Annotated in this window: 1 protein-coding gene; it reads left to right on the top strand. The window is 68.5% G+C overall.

Annotation, left to right across the window (positions count from 1 at the left end):
* Positions 1 to 42: 42 nt before the first annotated feature.
* Positions 43 to 1755 carry a formate--tetrahydrofolate ligase gene (locus tag LQV16_RS23410; protein ID WP_229996217.1) on the top strand — a complete coding sequence of 571 codons (1713 nt, stop codon included), beginning with the start codon at positions 43 to 45 and terminating at the stop codon, positions 1753 to 1755.
* Positions 1756 to 1757: the final 2 nt, after the last annotated feature.

Genomic DNA, 1757 nt, shown 5'->3' with positions numbered 1-1757 from the left:
GGCCGGGACCAACCCGCCGACGCCACGAGCCGAAGGACAACGATGTCTGAGACCACCACTGCCGGGAACAACGCACCCAGCGACCTGGAGATTGCCCAGCGGGCAGTCATGAAGCCGATCGGGGAGATTGCGGCGGCCGCCGGCATCAACCCGGACGCGCTGGAACTGTACGGACGCTACAAGGCCAAGATCGATCCGGCGAAGCTGACCGTTCCGGCGGGCGCCCCCATGCGGGCCCCCGGCAAGGTGGTGCTGGTCTCCGCGATGTCGCCCACCCCCGCGGGCGAGGGCAAGTCCACCACCACGGTGGGGCTCGCTGATTCCCTGGCCCGTGCCGGGCACCGCGTGATGATCGCGCTGCGCGAACCCTCGCTCGGCCCCATCCTGGGCATGAAGGGCGGCGCCACCGGCGGCGGCTACTCCCAGGTGCTGCCGATGGACCAGATCAACCTGCACTTCACCGGCGACTTCCACGCCATCACCTCGGCGAACAACGCCCTCATGGCCCTTGTGGACAACCACATCTTCCAAGGCAACGAGCTCAACATCGATCCGCGCCGGATGACGTTTAAACGGGTCCTGGACATGAACGACCGGTCCCTCCGGGAGGTGGTGATTGGCCTGGGCGGGCCGGCCCAGGGCACGCCGCGGCAGGACGGCTTCGACATCACCGTGGCATCGGAGATCATGGCCGTGTTCTGCCTCGCCACGGACCTGAACGATTTGCGCGAACGGCTGGGCCGGATCACGTTCGGCTACACCTACGACCGGCAGCCCGTCACGGTGGCCGACCTCGGCGTCCAGGGCGCCCTGACCATGCTGCTCAAAGACGCGATCAAGCCGAATCTCGTACAGACCATCGCCGGCACCCCGGCGCTGGTGCACGGCGGGCCCTTCGCCAACATCGCCCACGGCTGCAACTCCCTGATCGCCACGCAGACGGCCCGCAGCCTCGCGGACATCGTGGTCACCGAGGCCGGCTTCGGCGCGGACCTCGGCGCCGAAAAGTACATGGACATCAAGTCGCGGATGGCCGACGTCGCCCCGTCCGCCGTCGTCCTCGTGGCCACCGTCCGGGCGCTCAAGATGCACGGCTGCGTACCGAAAGACCGGCTCACGGAGCCCAACGTGGGGGCGCTGGCCGCCGGCGTCGCCAATCTCCAGCGTCACATCCGCAACGTCGAGAAGTTCGGCATCATCCCGGTTGTGGCGGTCAACAAATTCGCCACGGACACCGCCGAGGAGCTGGACTGGCTGCTTCAGTGGTGCGCCGCGGAGGGTGTCCAGGCTGCGGTGGCCGATGTCTGGGGCCGCGGCGGTGGCGGCGACGGCGGGGACGAGCTCGCGGCGAAGGTTGCGGCCGCGATCGACACCCCGCACAGCTTCCGGCACCTGTACCCGCTGGACATGTCCGTCGAGGACAAGATCCGGACCATCGTGCAGGAGGTCTACGGCGCCGACGGCGTGGACTTCTCGGTGCCCGCGCTCAAACGGCTGGCGGAGATCGAGAAGAACGGCTGGTCCGGGATGCCCGTGTGCATGGCGAAGACCCAGTACTCCTTCAGCGACGACGCCGCCCGGCTCGGCGCCCCCAAGGGCTTCACCATCCACGTCCGGGACCTGATCCCCAAGACCGGCGCGGGCTTTATCGTGGCCCTCACCGGCGCGGTCATGACCATGCCCGGCCTGCCCAAGGTTCCCGCAGCGATGCGGATGGACGTGGACGACGCCGGCAACCCCGTCGGCCTCTTCTAACC

This window comes from Arthrobacter sp. Bi26 (assembly GCF_918697925.1).
In the GTDB taxonomy this organism is placed as follows: Bacteria; Actinomycetota; Actinomycetes; order Actinomycetales; family Micrococcaceae; genus Arthrobacter.
Note: the sequence above shows the minus strand (reverse complement) of the source record. Positions and strands in the feature narration are given on the sequence as shown.